This window comes from Planobispora rosea (assembly GCF_014648175.1).
GTDB lineage: Bacteria > Actinomycetota > Actinomycetes > Streptosporangiales > Streptosporangiaceae > Planobispora > Planobispora rosea.
Genome location: NZ_BMQP01000041.1, coordinates 22838 through 38177, shown reverse-complemented (window position 1 = coordinate 38177; position 15340 = coordinate 22838). Strand labels below are relative to the sequence as shown.

The window sequence follows — 15340 nt, the reverse complement described above, 5'->3', positions numbered from 1 at the left end:
CTAATGAATGAGGTCCATCAATCATCGCTGGACGTGATGAGTCGTGGCCGACGATCCTGTGGGACATGGGTCCCGCACTGTGTCTGGTGTCAGCGGCGTGCTTCGGCGCCATGGCGATCTTCGGCAAGCTCGCCTACTCCGCGGGCGTCTCGCCCGAAGCGCTGCTGCTGGTGCGCTTCGGTCTGGCGGCCGCCGTACTGGCGGCTCTGCTGCTCCTGCGGCCGGGTCTTCGCCACAGCCCTCCGTCCCCGGCTCCGGTGCCGCATTCCGGCCGCGTGACCGCGGGCGTCCTGGGAACGGCCGTCGGGCTGGGCGCGGTCGGGTACGCCGCGCAGGCGAGCCTGTACTTCTCGGCTCTGGAACTGGTGGACGCCTCGCTGCTGTCCCTGATCTTCTACACCTATCCGCTCCTGGTCACCGTGGCGGCCGTCCTGCTCGGCCGCGACCGCCTGACGCCCGGCCGGGCCGCCGCGCTGGTGGCCGCGTCCTGCGGAACGCTGCTCGTCCTGCTCGGTAGCGGCGGGCTGGACTTCAACCCGCTCGGCGCGCTCCTGGCCGTCGGCACCTCGATCACCTACACCGTCTACATCCTGGTCTCCGACACCGTCGTGCACCGGCTGCCGCCGGTCGTGCTCTCCGCGCTGGTGATGACCGGAGCCACCTTCACCCTGGCCGTCCGCGCCCTGCTCACCGGCGGCGTCGACCTCGGCTTCGGCGCGCGGGGGTGGTTCTGGCTGGCGTGCATCGCCGTCGTGTCCACCGTCGTGGCGATGCTCGCCTTCTTCGCGGGCCTGCGGCGCACCGGCCCCTCCACCGCGGCCATCCTGTCGACCTTCGAACCGGTCGTCACCACAGCGCTGGCCGCCCTCACCCTGGCGGAGTTCCTCACCCCGGTGCAGCTCGCCGGCGGCCTGCTCGTCCTGTCCTCGGCCGCCGTCCTGCAGGCCCGGCCGGCCCGGGCCGGCCGCCGCGACCGCGGAACGGCGGCCGCCCCGGAGGACGGCCGCCGTGATCACGCGATCCCCGTGTAGCAGACGGTGATCATCCGATCCCCGCGCGGGGACGGTCCGCTAGGAGTGGGGGCAGGAGGAGCGGTACTCCTCGATGGTGGTGCTGCGACCCGGAGCGGGGCACAGGAACTGGTCGTAGCGCAGGTCGTCGTCGACGAAGCGCTTCATCCACGAGATGGCGTACTTGGCGATGGTGTCGTTGTCGCTGTTCGGCGCGAAGTGGCTGGCGCCGTTGAGCTCCAGGTAGGCCTTCTCCGGGGCGGCGGAGAGGCTGTTGTAGAACGGCTCGGAGTGCGAGCTCACCGAGGCGATCGAGTCGTTCTCGGCGCCGATGATCATCGTCGGGACCCGGACGCCTCCCCAGGTCTTGTCGAGGTGCCAGGGGGTCAGGGGGATGGCCGCCTGCAGCGACGGGCGGCTGTCGGCCGCCGCGAGGGTGCCGCCGCCGCCCATGGAGTGGCCCATGACGCCCATGCGGCTGGAGTCGAGCCGGCTGCGGACCGTCGAGCTGCTGTCCTCGGCCAGGTAGTCGGCGGCGGCCAGGATCTGCCGGCCGCGGCTGTCGGGCTGGTCGGAGCGCGTGTTGGTGTCGATGTTGAACACCACGAACCCGTGCGAGGCGAGCCGCTCGGCGAGCCAGGCCATGCTGGACTTGCTCGCGGTGTAGCCGGGGGCGATGACGACGCCGCCGAACGTCCCCTGGCTGGTGTCGGTCGGGTAGTAGATCGTGCCTCCGCCGAAGCCGCTGACGACCAGCGAGGAGACGTTGGTGTCGGAGACGGAGAACGGGCCGCGGGTGGCGGCCAGGATGGACTCGGTCGGGTTGGGGCCGCGCTCGTACCCGACGGCGGCGTGGGCGGCGACGGGGGCGACCGCGCCGGTCCCGGCGGCGAGAGCCAGCGCGAGGGTCAGCTTGGCGAGCGTCCGGGCCGTGCGGCTTGCTGAGATCGGGGGGTGTGACTGCACGTGACGTACTCCTGTCCGTAGGAGGGAAACCGGGTGACGACCCCCGCAGGGGGAGGGCCGTCCCCGTCGGCGCGCCGCCGGGGCGGCGGGACTCCGGGGTGCCTCGGTTCCCTCGGAACGTTGACGGCAGATACTTTCGCGCTGTCAGGTTCTTCAGTGCATCGGTGAAATCACCCATTTCGCCCGAGAACGGCACGTGTCCCCATAGAACATGTCAGCCGAGCAGCAGCCGGGTGAGCTCGACCCGGGAGCGGATACCGAGCCGGGAGAAGATGTTGCGCAGGTGGTGCTCGACGGTGCGCGGGCTCAGGAACAGCCGGGCGGCCACCTCCCGGTTGGTGGCCCCGTCCGCGACCAGCCGGGCGATCTGCAGCTGCTGCGCCGTGAGCGCCTGGACCGCCGGGGACTCCGCCGCCTCCGCCGGCGCCGCCGTGCCGGTCACGAGGGTGTGACCCCCCGGCCGGGGCGGCGCGTCTCCCGCGGCCCGCAGCTCGCTGCGCGCCTGCTCGGCCCAGAGCCGGGCACCGTACCGCTCGAAGGTCTCCAGCGCGCCGTGCAGATGCTCCCTGGCCGCGCCGGGCCGCCGGTTGCGGCGCAGCGCCCCGCCGAACAGCAGTTGCGTGCGGGCCGTCTCGAACGCGCAGGAGCCCCGGTGGTGCAGGTCCAGCGCCTCACGGAAACGTTCCTCGCTCTCTCCCGGCTCCGCCAGCAGCGCGTGGCAGCGCGCCGCCAGCGCCAGCCGGTCGGGGCTCCCGGTGCTGGCCACCCAGCGGTCCAGCACGGCCAGGGCCGCCCGCGCGGGTTCGAGGTCGCCGGTCCGCGCCGCCGCCTCGACGAAGTGGGGCGTCGCCATCACCCGGATGACGAGATGGCCGCCCGTCCCGTCGGCCCGGGCCACCGCCCGCAATCTCCCGGCCGCGTTGGCGTGGCGGCCCGCGGCGACGTCGAGGTGGGCCAGGGCCCAGCCGCCGAGCGCGCCGACGACGCCGAGGCCGTGGGCGTCGGCCAGCTCGATCGCGCTGCCGGCCCTGATCCGGCACGTCTCCTCGTCGCCCTCCACGGCGGCGGCCAGGGCGAGCCAGGCCAGGTGCTGGGCCGCGCTGTTGAGCCGGCCGGTCTCCTGGGCCAGGCGCAGGCCCTCCATCGCGTTGGCCGCCACGGAGGCGTAGCGGCCCAGCCAGAGCTCGGCCTGGATGAGGAACTCCAGCACCTGCGGCACGGTGGAGACGGCCCCCTGGGCACGCGCGGTCTCCATGGCCCTGGTGGACAGCTTCAGCGCCTGGGCGTCGTCGCCCAGCAGGAGGCTGGACACGCAGGCCCAGACCAGCACGGAGGGGGTGTCCACCGAGGGGGCCAGCTCCAGTACGCGGCGCAGCGGCGCCGCCGCGTCCCGGTGGTGCCCGCGGAAGGTCGCCGCGATGCCCTCCAGGTACTCGAACATCAGCTGGGTGACGGGAGGGTCGTCCGGGCGCCGCAACGCGGCAGAACGCCGCACGATGGACAGGAACCGCTGGGTGTCGCCGGCCATGTAACTGGCCTCGCTCGCCCGCACCAGCGCGCGCACGGCCTCCTCCCGGTCCCGGTCGAGCAGCCACTCGGCCGCCGCCAGCAGTTCGTCGCAGGCGCTGCCGGTCTTGCCGCTGCGCAGCTCCAGGCTGCCCCGGACCAGCTCCGCGCGCCCCCGCACCTCCTCGGAGATCGTCAGGGAGTTGAGCCGGTTGAGCCGGTTGAGCAGCGACCGGGCGCGCTGCGGCAGCCCCGCGTGCCAGGCGTGCCGGGCGGCGGCGGCCAGGCGGGCCGCCCTGGTGCCGCCACGGGTCGTCAGCTCGGCGGCCCGCTCCAGGACGCGGAACGGTTCGGGGAACGCCCCCCGCCCGCCGGCCGGCGCGGCCGCCAGCTCCTCCACCAGCTCGTCGGCCAGCCGCTCGGCGGGCCCGTCCAGCGCGGCCGCCCGGTGCCACGCCCGCCGCAGGCGCTGGTGCTCCTGGTTCAGGAGCCTCGTGAGGGCCAGGTGCGCCGCGCGCCGCCGGGCGGCCGGGGCGTCGCCGTACACCACCGCCCGCACCACCGGTTCCCGGAAGTCGTAGCGGTCCTCGGGCAGCCGGACGATGATCCCCGCCCGTTCGGCCGCCTCCAGCGCGGTGAGCGCGCATCCCGGCTCGGCGGCGCGCAGGAGCGTGGCCGTGTCCAGTTCCGGGTCGGCCGCGATCAGCAGCAGGAGGTTGCCGGTGTCGCGGGGCAGCCGGGAGAGCCGCTCGGCGTGCGCGCGCCACAGCCGCCCGCCGGGCGGGGGCGTCTCCGGCGGCGCGGCCGTGCCGCTCAGCTGCGCGGGGGTCAGCGAGCCGACGAGCTCGCGCAGGGCCAGCGGGTTGCCGTGGGCGGTCTGCGCCAGCGACGCGCGCAGGTCCTCGGTCATCTCCGGCGCCAGATCGGTGAGCACCCGCCGGGACGCCTCCTCGTCGAGCCCGCCGAGCACGAGCGTGGGGACGTCACCGGGGATGCCGCCGGGAACACCGCGGAAGGCGGGGCGGGAGACAGCGCGGGAGGCGTCGTGAGAGGTACCGGGGAAGGCGCCGTCGCCCCCGGGAGCCCCCTCGGCGGCATCGCCCGCGGCATTTCCCGTGGCGTTCTCCGCGGTCTCCTCGGCGGCCTTCTCCGTGGCCGTGAGCAGCATCGCGATCCGCTCCCCGGCCAGGCGCCGGGCCACGAAGAACAGGATCTCGCGGCTGGGCGCGTCGAGGAGGTGGACGTCGTCGGCGCAGATCAGGATCGGCCGGTCCACGGCGCGCAGCAGGGACAGGACCGCGGCGGGCAACGCCAGCCCGCCGTCGGCCGTGCCCAGCTCCAGCGCCCGTGCCAGCACCGCGGCCTGGGCGGGGGGCAGCGGCGGTGCCGTCCCGCCCGCGATCGGCCGGAGCAGGGCGTGCAGCCCGGCGTACGGCAGGTGCTCCTCGGTTCTGGTGCCGCGCGCCCGCAGCACCAGGAAGCGGCCGGTCTCCTCCCCGCCGGGGACGGCGTCGGCGGTGGTCCCCGAAGTGGTCCCTGAAGCGGTCCCCGAAGCGGTCCCTGAAGCGGCTCCGGTGGTGGTTCCGGTGACGGCCTCGGCGACGGCGTCGAGCAGCGCGGACTTGCCCGTTCCCGGCGCGCCCAGCAGGAGCAGCGCGCCGCCCGCGCCGAGGAGGGCGCCGGCGGCGAGGCCGCGCAGCGTGTCCAGCTCCGCGGCGCGGCCGTGGAGCACCGGTGTGCGGGTGTGCGGCGCGGATGGGCGCAGATGCGGCATCGATGCCAGGGGGGCGGGAGAAGCGCAGGACATGGCCCAGTGTTACGCGGATGTGTCACCACTGAGAAGAGCCGGTGTCGGACCGGTGTCGACATCTGCGCGGACGTCTCCAAGACCGGTGATTTCACCGATGCGCACACCGGCGCGGAGCCCGGAGACTTCCCTTCTCCCACCCGGCCCTCGTCATTGCCCTGACCGGCCACGCCCTCCCGAGGAGAGACGGTGACACTTGAGATCGGCGGGCTGACCGTGCGGTTCGGCGGCGTCACCGCCCTGTCGGAGGTCGATCTCACGGTCCGCCCCGGTGAGCTGGTCGGCCTGATCGGGCCGAACGGGGCGGGCAAGACCACCCTGTTCGACTGCCTGACCCGGCGGCGTGACCCCGTCGCGGGCCGGATGCGCTTCGAGACCGGGGAACTGGGCGGGCTTGCCCCGTACGAGGTCGCCCGGCGCGGCATCGCCCGGACCTTCCAGCACCTCGGCCTCTTCCCCGGGCTGTCGGTACGCGAGAACGTCATGGTCGGCGCCCACCGCCACGGACGGTCCGGGTTCGGCGCGGCCGCGCTCCGGCTGGGCCGCAGCCGCCGGGAGGAACAACAGATCCGCCGGATCACCGACGGGATCCTGGAGCACATGGACCTGCTCCCGCTGGCCGACCACCCGGCCGCCCACCTCCCGCACGGGACGCTGAAGCGGATCGAGATCGCCCGCGCGCTGGCCGTACGGCCCCGCCTGCTCCTGCTCGACGAGCCGATCAGCGGCCTGGGCCAGGACGAGGCGGCGGACATCGGCCGCGTCATCCAGGACGTGCACTCCGCCTCCGGTGCCGCGATCATCGTCGTCGAGCACCACATGGGGTTCGTGATGGGCCTGTGCGACCGGATCGTCTGCCTCGACTCCGGCAGGAAGATCGCGGACGGGCCGCCGGACCGGGTCGGCCGCGATCCGGCCGTCATCGACGCGTGCCTGGGAGTCGCCCCATGACCGTGAACGGCCCGGGGGATCACCCGCGGTCCCTCTTCGAAGCCCCGCCCGGGACGGGGAACGGTCCAGCGGCCCTGCTGCGGGTGCACGGCCTGCGCGCGGGCTACGGTCCGGCGCGGGTCCTGCACGGCGTCGATCTGGAACTGGCCGCGGGGGAGATGGTCGCCGTCCTCGGACCGAACGGCGCGGGCAAGACGACCATGCTGCGGGCGCTGTCCGGCCTGGTACGCGGCCGGGGATCGGTCCTTCTGGACGGGACCGAGCTGCTCGGCAGGGCCCCGGAGGAGATCGTCCGGCTGGGGGTGGCGCACGTCCCGGAGGGCCGGGGCCTGTTCGCCCCCCTCACCGTGGAGGAGAACCTGCGGATCGGCGCGCACCTGCGGCCCGCCGCCGAACGGGCCGAGGACATGCGCCGTGTCCTGGCCTGGTTCCCGGTCCTGCGGGCGCACCTGAGCCAGCCCGCCGGGAGCCTGAGCGGGGGCGAGCAGCAGATGCTCGCGGTCGGCCGCGCCCTGATGACGCGGCCCCGTCTGCTCCTGCTCGACGAGCCCTCCCGGGGGCTGGCGCCCGTCGCCACCCGGAGGATGTTCGACGTGCTCCGCGCGGTCGGCTCCCACGACCGGGTCGCGATGCTCCTGGTCGAGCAGGACGCGCGGCTGGCGCTGGAGTTCACCAGCCGTGCCCTCGTCATGGAGTCGGGGCGCCTGACCGTGGGCGGCCCGGCGGGATGGCCGCAGGCCGGCCGCCGTCCCTCCCTCTTCCGGCCGGGGAGGTGACCGGCGGTGGCAGGACTGCTGCTCCAGATCGTGCAGGGACTGAGTCTGGGAGCCGTCTACGCCGGGCTCGCCCTGGCCCTGGTGCTCGTCCACCGCTTCAACGGGATCGTCAACTTCGCCCAGGGCGAGCTGGCCATGCTCTCGGCGTACGTCGCCTGGCAGCTCCTCGACGCGGGCCTGCCGTTCTGGGCCGCGCTGCCGGTCACCCTCGCCGTCTCGCTCGTGGGCGGCATGCTGGTGGAACGTTCGATCATCCGGCGGGTCGAGGGCGACCGGGAACTGGCGCCGGTGGCCGTGACGGTGGGACTGATGGTCTTCGTCAACGCGGCCGCGGGCCTGGTGTGGTCCTTCGCCGTCCGTTCCTTCCCCAACCCCTTCCCCGCCGCGCTCAGCTTCGGCAGCGCGCAGAGCGGGTTCTCCGCGCTGGGCGTGCTCGGGGTCGTCGCCGTCATGATGCTGCTGCTCCACGCGTTCTTCCGGCACACCGGCGCGGGGCTGATCATGCGGGCGGTCGCGGCCGATCCGGTGGCGGCCCGCCTGTCCGGCGTCCGGGTCGGCAGGGTGCTGGGCCTCGGCTGGGGGCTGGCCGCCGCCGTCGGGGCGATCGCCGGGATCCTCGTGGCCCCCCTGCTGTTCCTGGAGCCGAACATGATGGGAGGCGTCCTGGTGTACGCCTTCGCCGCCGCCGTCGTGGGCGGCTTCCGCGACCCCGTGGCGGCCGTCGTCGCGGGACTGGGGCTCGGTGTGGCCGAGACGCTGGCCGGGACGTATGTGGCGTTCGTCGGCGCCGACCTCAAGGTGATCGTGCCGCTGCTGGTCATCGTCGCGGTCCTGGTGCTCCGCCGCGGCCCGGCGGGAACGGCGGGAACGGCGGGACAGTGGTGAGCGCGGTGCGGTGCGGCACGGGAACGACGGGCGAGAGGGGACCGGCGTGAACGCCGTCGCGCAGACCGGGCACCGCAGGCTCGCGGTCGGCCGGATGGCCGGGGACCGCAGGCGGGTGTGGCCCTGGCAGCGGACGACGCTGGCGGCGCTGGCCGTGGCCGCCTGCGCAGCCCCGTTCGTCCTGGAGCCGTACCGGGTCTTCCAGCTGACCATGGTCCTCGTCTACGGGATCGCCCTGCTCGGGCTGAACCTCGTCGTCGGGCACGGCGGCCGGGTGTCCCTCGGGCACGGGGCGTTCCTCGCGATCGGCGCGTACATCGCGGCGATCATGACGGGCCGGCTCGGCGTGCCGTACCCGCTGGCCCTGCCGGTGGCCGCGCTGGTCACCTTCGGCCTCGGTCTCGCCCTCGGCCGGCCCGCCCTGCGGCTGAGCGGGCCCTACCTGGCGGTGGTGACCTTCGTGACCGCCGCGGTCGTCCCACCGGTGATCAAACGCTTCGGGACGGTGACCGGGGGCTCGATGGGGCTGTCGGTGCCCGTGCCGTCCCCGCCGTCCTGGACCGGGCTCGCCGAGGACCAGTGGCTCTACCTCCTGGTCCTCGCCGTGGCGGCGGTGGCCTTCGCCGCGGCCCGCAACCTGCTGGAGTCGCGTGCCGGGCGGGCGCTGACGGCGGTCCGGGAGAATCCGGCCGCGGCCGAGATCCTGGGGGTACGGCCCGGCTCCCACCGGGCACTGGCGTTCGGGTGGAGCGCGATGTACGCGGGGGTGGCGGGAACGCTCTACGCGTGGGTGGTCGGGTTCGTCTCCCCTGACTCCTTCACCGTGACGCTCTCGATCGTCCTGCTCGCCGCCGTCGTGATCGGCGGACCGGGCTCGCTGGCCGGCCCGCTCCTGGGCGGGGTCTTCGTGACGTTCGTCCCCGCCGCCGCGCAGCGGGCCGGGGACGCGATCCCGGGCATCGTCTCGGGACTGCTGATCATCGTGGTCGTCTGTTTCGCGCCGACCGGACTGGCCGGGCTGCTGCGCATGGCGGCCGGCGGGGTGGCGCGCCGGCTCGGGAGGGGCTGATCGTGCGGGGAAGGACCAGGACCGGTGCGGTGACCGGGGGCATGTCGTACGGCGCGGCCCGTGCGGTGGCCCGGAGCACGCCACGCGGCGCGGCCCGCGGCCCGGCGGTCCGCGGTGCGGCGGTCCGCGGTGCGGCGATGGCCGCCGCGCTCGTCCTGGTGCTCCCGCTGGGCGGGTGCCGCCTCACCGGCGGTCCCGAGGCCGTGGCCACCGGTTCCTGTGCGGGACAACAGGTCACGGGTATCACCGAGGACACCGTCAAGGTCGGCGGGATCTATCCCCTGTCCGGGCCCGCCTCCGCCTACGGGCTGATCGCCTCGGGTGTGCGGGCCTACTTCGGTCACGTCAACGACGGGGGAGGGGTGGACGGCAGGAAGATCGAGTTCCTCGTCCGCGACGACGGCTACCAGCCCGCCAGAGCCGTGGAGGAGGTCCGCAGGCTCGTCGAGCTGGAGGAGGTGTTCACGATCTTCCAGACGGTCGGGACGCCCTCGACCGCCGCGGTGCGCGACTACGCCGGCCGCCGGCGGGTGCCCCAGGTCTTCGTGGCGACCGGCGCCTCCCGCTGGGGGACCGACGGGGGCTACCCCTGGACCATCGGGTACCAGCCCAGCTACGTGGCCGAGGCAAGGGTCTACGCCCAGCACCTGAAGGAGACGATGCCGTGGGCGACGGTGGCGGTTCTCTACCAGAACGACGACTTCGGCAGGGACCTGCGCGACGGCTTCGCCGACGCGATCCGCGGCAGCGAGGTCCGGATCGTCGCGGAGCAGAGCTACGAGGTCACCGACCCCGGGGTGCAGGGACAGCTGGCGAACCTCGCCTCCTCCGGGGCCGACGTGCTGCTGAGCGTCACCACCCCGAAGTTCGGGGCCCAGGCGCTCGCCGTCGACGCCGCGGTCACCTCCTGGAACCCCCTGCACATCCTCAACAGCGTGGCCGTGTCCCCGGCCGTGATGGAGACCGTGGACACGGGGAAGGTGCCGGAGATCGTGTCCGCCGTGTACCAGAAGGACCCCGCGAACCCGGAGTGGGAGGACGATCCTGCGGTCGAGGTCTACCGCAGGAGCCTGCTGAGCTACGCTCCCGAGGCCGATCCCGCCGCCCCGCAGACCGTGTTCGGCTGGACCGTCGCGCAGGCCTTCGTCGAGGCGCTCCGGCGGATGGAGTGCCCCACCCGCGAAGGGCTGCTCGAGGCGGTCCGCAACCTCGACGACGTGCCCGTCGACACCCTGCTCCCCGGGATCACGCTGTCCACCGGTCCCGGCGACGGCTTTCCGATCGAGTCGATGATGCTGGCCAGGTTCGAGGAGGGTCACTGGGCGCCCTTCGGGAAGGTCATCGACACCCGCGCCGTGTTCGGTCCGGTACGTACGGCCTCCGAGGACTCGCCCGCGGGTTCCTCCGCAGGCTGACGCCCCGGTCGGCAGGCCGCCGGCCGGTGTTCCGTCCGGCCTGTCGCAGGCCGGTCCTCGCTCTCACTCGTCCGCGCGACGGATATGTAGGTGTGTTCGCATATGTGTTCACGTGCTCCCGGAGGCGGGCGGGGTATGACCGATCTCCCTGCGGAATCCCTGGTATTCGCTGCCGGACAGGACAAGGCTGGCCAGATCGAGGATCTCCCGGTCCGTCAGGGCCGGGGAGACGGCGACGGTGAGGACGCCTCGAGTTTTGACCTTGACAACCACCGGCGGGCCGGGCCATCGCACAATGCGCATGACGCACTTCCCAGGCACATAGCTGGTTGACTGTGTGGTGTTATGTGGTCCCCCTGACGAACCTAGGCGGGATCGGGACCGTCGGCTAGGCATTACCGGTCTTTTCTGTCCGATTCCACGGGCATTTCAGGTCTATTGCCGGAGCCGTCGCACGGTGGCCGTCGAGGTCCGCGACGACGGCGGGAGGCCGACCGAGGGAGCGGAGGTGAGCCTGTACGGCGTCGCGTTCACCGCCTACACCGGGGCGGAGGGCCGGGCGGAGCTGGCCGTGCCCCCGGACGCCCTGGCCTCGGTCCGGGCACTGGTGGTGCGCCCGCCGCGGGGCTGCTGGCCGGCCATGGTCAACCAGCCGCTCCTGAACGTGGACGCGCCCAGCACGGTGACCTGCCTGCGGATCACCGAGACCCACCCGGGCTTCCCCGACCAGCAGCTCGACTCCTGGGGGACGCGGGCGATGGGATTCGACCGGCTGCCCCCGACCCACCGCGGGCACGGCGTGCGGATCGCGGTGATCGCCTCGGGCGTGGTGGGGCTGACCCCCGAGGCGGAGGTGTACGGGTGCCGGGTCGCGCCCGAGGGGACGACCCTGGACCTGGTGGAGGCCCTCGACTACTGCATCGAGCAGCGGATCGACGTCGCCCTGATCGCCTACGGTTTCCCCGGGCACTCCCCCTGGTCGCCGCCAAGACCGAGGAAGCGCGCCGCAACGGGGTGGTGTGCGTGGCCGCCGCCGGTGACTCCGGCGGAGCGCTGACCTACCCGGCCGCCCTGCCCGGCGTACTGGCGGTGGGCGCGCTCGGCCGGCTGGGCACGTTCCCGCCGGACAGCGCCGACCTGGTCCACCTGGACGGACTGCCCACGCCGGAGGGCGTCTTCGTGCCGCGCTTCAGCGCCGGTGGGCCGGGGCTGGACTGCTGCGCCCCCGGCCTGGTGATCGTCTCCGGGCTGCCGCCCACCAGCTACGGGCCCCGCGGCGGAACGGCCACCGCGGCGGCGCATGTGGCCGCGGTCGCCGCCCCGGTGCTGGCCCACCACCCGATGTTCCGGCCGGAGCCCGGCCGCTCCCAGGCGGTGCGCGACAGCGTCCGGGTCGACCGGCTCTTCGAGATCATCAGAGCGTCCTGCCGGCCGCTCCCGCAGCTGGACCCGTCGCGGGTCGGCGCCGGGGTGCCCGACGCCGCGGTCGCGGCCGGAGTCGCCCCCGTGGGGGCGTACGCGCCGGTGGCCGCGCCGTACGGGCCGCTGCCCGCCCTGGTGACACGGGAGGAGCAGGCGGCGGCGCTGCTGGAACCGCTGCACGCCGCGATGCGCGCGGCGGGCCTGGCGGGGGAGGAGGAACGCCCTTAGATCCCTTGATATCCCCCGTCGTCCGGGAGGCCGTCACCGATGGGGCGCGGCCTCCCGTGACAACCACGCGACCACCTCGGAGGCGGGGAGCGGCTCCCGGCGGGAGCCGTCGCGCAGGCGGAGTGAGACCTGCCCGGCCCCGGCCTCCCGCGGCCCGATCACCGCCTGGTACGGCACCAGCCTGCTCTCGCGGATCCGGGCCCCCAGGGTGCCGTCCTCCGGCCCCGACAGCTCGGCCCGGAGCCCCGCCTCCTCACACGCCCTGACGAACTCCCCGGCCGCGTGCCGTTCGGTGTCCGAGACCGGGAGCGCCACCACCTGGACCGGGGCGAGCCAGGCCGGGAAGGCCCCGCCGTACACCTCGATCAGGTGGGCCATCAGCCGCTCCATGCTCCCGACCACACTGCGGTGCACCATCACCGGCCGGCGCATGCGCTGGTCCGGGCCGATGTACTCCAGTCCGAACCGGCCCGGCTGGAACAGGTCCACCTGCACGGTCGACAGGGTCGACTCGCGCCCGGCCGGGTCGGTGATCTGCACATCGATCTTCGGTCCGTAGAAGGCGCCCTCACCCGCCGCCTCCTCGTACGGCAGGCCGCGCTCCTCCAGCGCCCCGCGCAGGATCACCTCGGCCCGTTCCCACATGGCCGGGTCGTCGATGTACTTGTCCCCGTCGCCCCGGAGCGAGAGCCGGTACCCGGAGGCGGTGACGCCCAGCGCCCGGTGGGCCTCGGCGATCATCGCCAGCGCCGCCGCCACCTCCCGGCCCGCGTCCTCCTCGGCGCAGAACACGTGGCCGTCGTTGAGCTGGATGGCCCGGACCCGGGACAGCCCGCCGAGCACCCCCGACAGCTCGGCCCGGTGCATGCCGCCCAGCTCGGCCAGGCGCAGCGGCAGGTCCCGGTGACTGCGCGGCCGGGAGCGGAAGACCAGCGCGTGGTGCGGGCACAGGCTGGGGCGGAGCACGAACTCCTCGCCGCCGACGATCATGGGAGGGAACATGTCCTCGCGGTAGTGCGCCCAGTGCCCGGATATCTCGTACAGCTCACGTTTGCCCATGATGGGGGAGTGGACGTGCCGGTAGCCGGCGAGGCGCTCGGCCCGGCGCACGTAGCCCTCCACGGCGTGCCGTACGGCGGCGCCCGCCGGCAGCCAGAACGGAAGGCCCCTGCCGATGAGCGGGTCGGTGTCGAACAGGTCGAGCTCGCGGCCGAGACGGCGGTGGTCGGGACGGCCGCGCCCGGGCCGGTCATGACCGGGACGGCGGTGGTCGGGACAGCGGTGGTCGGGACGGGGGTGGTCGTGCATGGCGGTCTCCTCGCTTCGGACGGGAGGCGAGCGACCAACGACGAAGCCCCGGGCGCTCGCCCGGGGCTTCGTTTCACGACAGATGTCAGCGCGCCGGGACGGTCTCCGGCGTCGTCGTCACGTGGGCGCGCTTCATGCGGTGAGGGTATCCGACCGCCCGGAGACGGCGCCAGTGCTTTCCTTCCGGCGCCTTCCCGCCGGGGCTCTCCCCGCGGGGTCGGTGGGGCCGCGTCACGGGGCCCGTGAGGCCGCGGCCTCCCAGGTGCGCAGGTAGGCCTCGGCTCCGGCGGCCATGTCCTGGACGAGCTCGTCCCCCGCGACCAGCCGCATGTCCTCGATCCAGTCGGGGACCAGGCCGTAGTGGGCGACCCCGTCGACGTTGACGTCCCAGACCCGCTCCCCGGTGCGCTGCCGGTCGAGCGTGACCGCGCCGTCGAAGGAGGTGAAGGGGTAGGTCACCGGGTTGGAGGCGTTGCCGGGGCGGGGCGAGGGCAGCGCGCCCAGGCCGTTGGCGTCCAGGCCGTAGCCGTACCCGGGGCGCCCGAGCTCCGCCCGCAGCGGCCGGCTCTCCCGCCAGGTGGCGGCGAACTCCTCGGCCTGGTGGCCGTAGGCGGTGACCATGCCGCCCAGCCGGTAGATCCGGCTGAGGTAGCGCGGGTCGGTCCAGCTGTGCGAGGAGACCACCCCGGCGTACCCCTCGGCCTCCAGCAGGTCGAGGGCCTGGTCGGCGGCCTTGACGCTCATGTGGTCGATCTCGACGATCATGCCGCGCGCCATCATGCCTCTGATCATGTGCTCGCCCAGGCCGGTCAGCCCTCTGGTGTTGCAGTGCGGGGCGGGGGGATACAGCGGCAGTCCGACGCCCCGGGGGAGCAGCCGGTCGAGCGGGGGAGGGATCGCCCCGGCCTTCTCGATCGTGTTGTCGTGCTCGGGCCCGGTGCAGGTGCGGGCGGTCCAGAACCTTCCGGTGGACAGGAAGTTTCCGAGGTTGACGATGACGCCCTGGGTGCCGGAGTCGAAGCGCACCCCGCACAGCGCGTTGTCGTACTTGTGGCAGACGAACATGCTGCGCACGCCGAGGGCGTACATCTCGTCCAGGCCCCGGTCGATCTGCGCCCTGGTGCAGTGCGGGACGCCCAGCGTCTGGCGGCAACCGAACGGCTCGGAGGTCTCCACGCCGAGGATCACCGCGAGCTTGCCGCCGGCGATCACCTGCCGCGCCTCGGCGGGGGAGCGGACGACGCGGAACCAGCCCCGCCCCGGGCCGCCCGCCTGGGCGTCGATGAAGTCCTGGAGCTCGAAGGTGCGCTGCGCCTGGAGGCGCAGCGAGGCCATCTCGTCGCAGGAGTTGCGCTTGAGCGGGTAGATCGCGCACAGCTGCCGGTTGGCGACCAGGTGGTTGACCAGGACGCGCAGGCCGCCGCGCCAGGCCCGCTCGACCCAGCTGTGGTAGGCCTGCTGGTGGGTGAGCGAGTCGTGGGCGGGCCAACTGCGGAAGGTCGGCCAGCCGACCGGGTCGTGGGTGCCGACGGGGGAGCCGGTCCGGGTGAAGTTCTCGAACCAGGCCGCCTCGCCGTTCGGGAAGTGGTCGGGGCAGTCCGTCAGGGCGTGCTCGATGCCGTCGGGGTCGAACGGCTTGCCGCACAGCAGCATGCCGCCGAACGCCTCGTACGACATGAGGTGGGAGTGCCCGTCGACGAACCCCCGGACCGGGGCGGCGCTCCCCGGCGGCTCCCCGACGGCGCCGACCTCCGGGCCGGGAGGGGCCGGGGCGGCGATGGCGGCCGTGGCCGCCATAGTCAGGACCCCGATGAGAGATAACACGACGGCGAGGGATCTGGGTCTGGGGATTTTGACCATGGGGCACCTCTGCGTACGCGGAGAAGCGGGTGCCTCATGGTCTGCCGTGTCAACTCCCCGGTCAAGATAAATATGAGCAGTGCTCAAAAATTGTTACCGAAGGGTCCGGGTGACGGCCGCCCGCTGCGGGGCAGACA

General features: G+C 73.7%; 13 protein-coding genes. 8 read left to right on the top strand and 5 right to left on the bottom strand.

Going from position 1 to position 15340, the window contains the following annotated elements; all coding sequences use genetic code 11:
* Positions 1 to 65: 65 nt before the first annotated feature.
* The gene (locus IEZ08_RS30740; protein WP_084780177.1) at positions 66 to 1031 is read left to right on the top strand and encodes a DMT family transporter; all 966 of its coding nucleotides are present in this window, start codon (positions 66 to 68) and stop codon (positions 1029 to 1031) included.
* Between the two features lie 39 nt (positions 1032 to 1070).
* Here IEZ08_RS30740 and IEZ08_RS30735 read toward each other — a convergent pair whose 3' ends face one another.
* A complete protein-coding gene (locus IEZ08_RS30735) occupies positions 1071 to 1976 on the bottom strand; it encodes an alpha/beta hydrolase family protein (protein WP_068923897.1) in 906 nt (301 codons plus the stop codon).
* Positions 1977 to 2190: 214 nt separating this feature from the next.
* Positions 2191 to 5256, bottom strand: a complete 3066-nt coding sequence (locus tag IEZ08_RS30730) for a helix-turn-helix transcriptional regulator (protein ID WP_229803691.1) — start codon at positions 5254 to 5256, stop codon at positions 2191 to 2193.
* A gap of 222 nt (positions 5257 to 5478) precedes the next feature.
* On the opposite strand from IEZ08_RS30730, the gene IEZ08_RS30720 reads away from it, so the two are divergent.
* From IEZ08_RS30720 to IEZ08_RS30700, 5 genes are read left to right on the top strand one after another with little or no spacing between them, the layout of a single operon-like run.
* Positions 5479 to 6240 carry an ABC transporter ATP-binding protein gene (locus tag IEZ08_RS30720; protein ID WP_068923896.1) on the top strand — a complete coding sequence of 254 codons (762 nt, stop codon included), beginning with the start codon at positions 5479 to 5481 and terminating at the stop codon, positions 6238 to 6240.
* Positions 6237 to 7016 carry an ABC transporter ATP-binding protein gene (locus IEZ08_RS30715; RefSeq protein WP_084780171.1) on the top strand — a complete coding sequence of 260 codons (780 nt, stop codon included), beginning with the start codon at positions 6237 to 6239 and terminating at the stop codon, positions 7014 to 7016. Before IEZ08_RS30720 ends, IEZ08_RS30715 begins: the two co-directional genes overlap by 4 nt.
* A gap of 6 nt (positions 7017 to 7022) precedes the next feature.
* Entirely contained in the window at positions 7023 to 7901 is an 879-nt protein-coding gene (locus IEZ08_RS30710) for a branched-chain amino acid ABC transporter permease (RefSeq protein WP_068923895.1), read from the top strand.
* Positions 7902 to 7947: 46 nt separating this feature from the next.
* Positions 7948 to 8970 (top strand): branched-chain amino acid ABC transporter permease, encoded by a 1023-nt coding sequence (locus IEZ08_RS30705; protein ID WP_229803690.1) that lies wholly within the window; start codon positions 7948 to 7950, stop codon positions 8968 to 8970.
* A 2-nt stretch (positions 8971 to 8972) separates the two neighbouring features.
* The gene (locus IEZ08_RS30700) at positions 8973 to 10385 is read left to right on the top strand and encodes an ABC transporter substrate-binding protein (RefSeq protein ID WP_229803688.1); all 1413 of its coding nucleotides are present in this window, start codon (positions 8973 to 8975) and stop codon (positions 10383 to 10385) included.
* A 108-nt stretch (positions 10386 to 10493) separates the two neighbouring features.
* Here the strand turns inward: IEZ08_RS30700 and IEZ08_RS30695 are convergent, their stop codons facing one another.
* Positions 10494 to 10688 (bottom strand): hypothetical protein, encoded by a 195-nt coding sequence (locus IEZ08_RS30695; protein ID WP_068923894.1) that lies wholly within the window; start codon positions 10686 to 10688, stop codon positions 10494 to 10496.
* Between the two features lie 154 nt (positions 10689 to 10842).
* Here IEZ08_RS30695 and IEZ08_RS30690 point away from each other — a divergent pair, with 154 nt between their 5' ends.
* Together IEZ08_RS30690 and IEZ08_RS30685 are read left to right on the top strand one after the other, a co-directional pair.
* Positions 10843 to 11442, top strand: coding sequence for a S8/S53 family peptidase (locus IEZ08_RS30690; RefSeq protein WP_068923893.1), 600 nt, complete (start codon positions 10843 to 10845; stop codon positions 11440 to 11442).
* Positions 11409 to 12035 (top strand): S8 family serine peptidase, encoded by a 627-nt coding sequence (locus IEZ08_RS30685; protein ID WP_189243504.1) that lies wholly within the window; start codon positions 11409 to 11411, stop codon positions 12033 to 12035. The genes IEZ08_RS30690 and IEZ08_RS30685 overlap by 34 nt, the downstream gene beginning before the upstream one ends.
* 33 nt (positions 12036 to 12068) lie before the next feature.
* Here the strand turns inward: IEZ08_RS30685 and thrS are convergent, their stop codons facing one another.
* Both thrS and IEZ08_RS30675 read right to left on the bottom strand, forming a co-directional pair.
* Positions 12069 to 13343: a threonine--tRNA ligase gene (gene thrS, locus IEZ08_RS30680; RefSeq protein WP_189243503.1), complete on the bottom strand. Its 1275-nt coding sequence runs from the start codon at positions 13341 to 13343 to the stop codon at positions 12069 to 12071.
* A gap of 231 nt (positions 13344 to 13574) precedes the next feature.
* Complete coding sequence (locus IEZ08_RS30675) at positions 13575 to 15140, bottom strand: amidohydrolase family protein (protein ID WP_084780167.1); 1566 nt, start codon at positions 15138 to 15140, stop codon at positions 13575 to 13577.
* Positions 15141 to 15340: the final 200 nt, after the last annotated feature.